A 2,590-nucleotide genomic window follows, 5' to 3' on the forward strand; every position below is an offset into this window, starting at 1 on the left:
AAGAACCCCGGAGAGGGGAGTGAAATAGATCCTGAAACCGTGTGCGTACAAGCAGTAGGAGCTCGCAAGAGTGACTGCGTACCTTTTGTATAATGGGTCAGCGACTTACTGTTCGTGGCAAGCTTAACCGTATAGGGGAGGCGAAGGGAAACCGAGTCTGATAAGGGCGCATAGTCGCGGGCAGTAGACCCGAAACCGGGTGATCTAGTCATGCCCAGGGTGAAGGTCAGGTAACACTGACTGGAGGCCCGAACCCACTCCCGTTGCAAAGGTAGGGGATGAGGTGTGATTAGGAGTGAAAAGCTAATCGAACCCGGAGATAGCTGGTTCTCCTCGAAAGCTATTTAGGTAGCGCCTCATATGTATCCTCTCGGGGGTAGAGCACTGTTATGGCTAGGGGGTCATCGCGACTTACCAAACCATTGCAAACTCCGAATACCGAGACGGACTGTATGGGAGACACACGGCGGGTGCTAACGTCCGTCGTGAAAAGGGAAACAACCCAGACCCACAGCTAAGGTCCCAAATTCACTGCTAAGTGGAAAACGATGTGGAAAGGCATAGACAGCCAGGAGGTTGGCTTAGAAGCAGCCACCCTTTAAAGAAAGCGTAATAGCTCACTGGTCGAGTCGGTCTGCGCGGAAGATTTAACGGGGCTAAGCAGTGAACCGAAGCTTGGGGTGCATCGCGATAAGCGATGCGCGGTAGAGGAGCGTTCCGTAAGCCTGCGAAGGTGGATTGAGAAGTCCGCTGGAGGTATCGGAAGTGCGAATGCTGACATGAGTAACGACAATGCGGGTGAAAAACCCGCACGCCGAAAGCCCAAGGTTTCCTTGCGCAACGTTAATCGGCGCAGGGTGAGTCGGCCCCTAAGGCGAGGGCGAAAGCCGTAGTCGATGGGAAGCAGGTTAATATTCCTGCACCTCGCGTAAGTGCGATGGAGGGACGGAGAAGGTTAGGTGTACCGGGCGTTGGTTGTCCCGGGGAAAGGCGGTAGGTTTGGATCTTTGGCAAATCCGGGATCCTTTAAGACCGAGCACCGAGACGAGTCTTTTAGACGAAGTCACTGATACCACGCTTCCAGGAAAAGCTCCTAAGCTTCAGCTTACGCAGACCGTACCGTAAACCGACACAGGTGGGTAGGATGAGAATTCTCAGGCGCTTGAGAGAACTCGGGTGAAGGAACTAGGCAACATGGCACCGTAACTTCGGGAGAAGGTGCACCCTTTTTGGTGGCTCGTGCGAGCTATAGCTGAAGAGGGTCGCAGAAACCAGGCCGCTGCGACTGTTTATCAAAAACACAGCACTCTGCAAACACGAAAGTGGACGTATAGGGTGTGACGCCTGCCCGGTGCTGGAAGGTTAATTGATGGGGTCAGCCGCAAGGCGAAGCTCTTGATCGAAGCCCCAGTAAACGGCGGCCGTAACTATAACGGTCCTAAGGTAGCGAAATTCCTTGTCGGGTAAGTTCCGACCTGCACGAATGGCGTAACGACAGCGGCGCTGTCTCCACCCGAGACTCAGTGAAATTGAAATCGCTGTGAAGATGCAGCGTTCCCGTGGCAAGACGGAAAGACCCCGTGAACCTTTACTATAGCTTTACACTGAACGTTGAGTTCGTCTGTGTAGGATAGGTGGGAGGCTATGAAACTGTGGCGCTAGCTGCAGTGGAGCCATCCTTGAAATACCACCCTGTCGTGCTTGACGTTCTAACCTAGGTCCGTAATCCGGATCGGGGACCGTGTATGGTGGGTAGTTTGACTGGGGCGGTCTCCTCCTAAAGAGTAACGGAGGAGCACGAAGGTACGCTCAGCGCGGTCGGACATCGCGCACTGTGTGCAAAGGCATAAGCGTGCTTGACTGCAAGATCGACGGATCAAGCAGGTACGAAAGTAGGTCTTAGTGATCCGGTGGTTCTGTATGGAAGGGCCATCGCTCAACGGATAAAAGGTACTCCGGGGATAACAGGCTGATACCGCCCAAGAGTTCATATCGACGGCGGTGTTTGGCACCTCGATGTCGGCTCATCACATCCTGGGGCTGTAGTCGGTCCCAAGGGTATGGCTGTTCGCCATTTAAAGTGGTACGCGAGCTGGGTTCAGAACGTCGTGAGACAGTTCGGTCCCTATCTGCCATGGGCGTTGGAGATTTGAGAGGGGCTGCTCCTAGTACGAGAGGACCGGAGTGGACGAACCTCTGGTGTTCCGGTTGTCACGCCAGTGGCATTGCCGGGTAGCTATGTTCGGAAGCGATAACCGCTGAAAGCATCTAAGCGGGAAGCGCGCCTCAAGATGAGATCTCCCGGGACACAAGTCCCCTAAAGGAACCATGTAGACTACGTGGTTGATAGGTCAGGTGTGTAAGTGCAGCAATGCATTGAGCTAACTGATACTAATGATCCGTGCGGCTTGACCATATAACCTCAAGATGCTTCCTCATTAAGCATCCCTTAGCGCGACACACGTCGATCGCTCTCACTCGCTCGCTACATCACACCCTATGAGAGGCTGGCGCCCATGCCGTCCTCGGTCCAACAACCGAGTACCGTGCACGTGGCGACACTCCAACCGTCTCCCTGGTGAAATTAGCG

The 2,590-nt window shown here is 54.2% G+C and carries 1 rRNA gene (only partly in view); it reads left to right on the forward strand.

Annotated features, from left to right (window positions below):
- Positions 1 to 2,416, forward strand: a 23S ribosomal RNA gene (locus FHR66_RS20855); it begins 464 nt to the left of the window's first position.
- The last annotated feature ends 174 nt before the right edge of the window (positions 2,417 to 2,590 follow it).

This window comes from Xanthomonas sp. F4 (genome assembly GCF_011761895.1).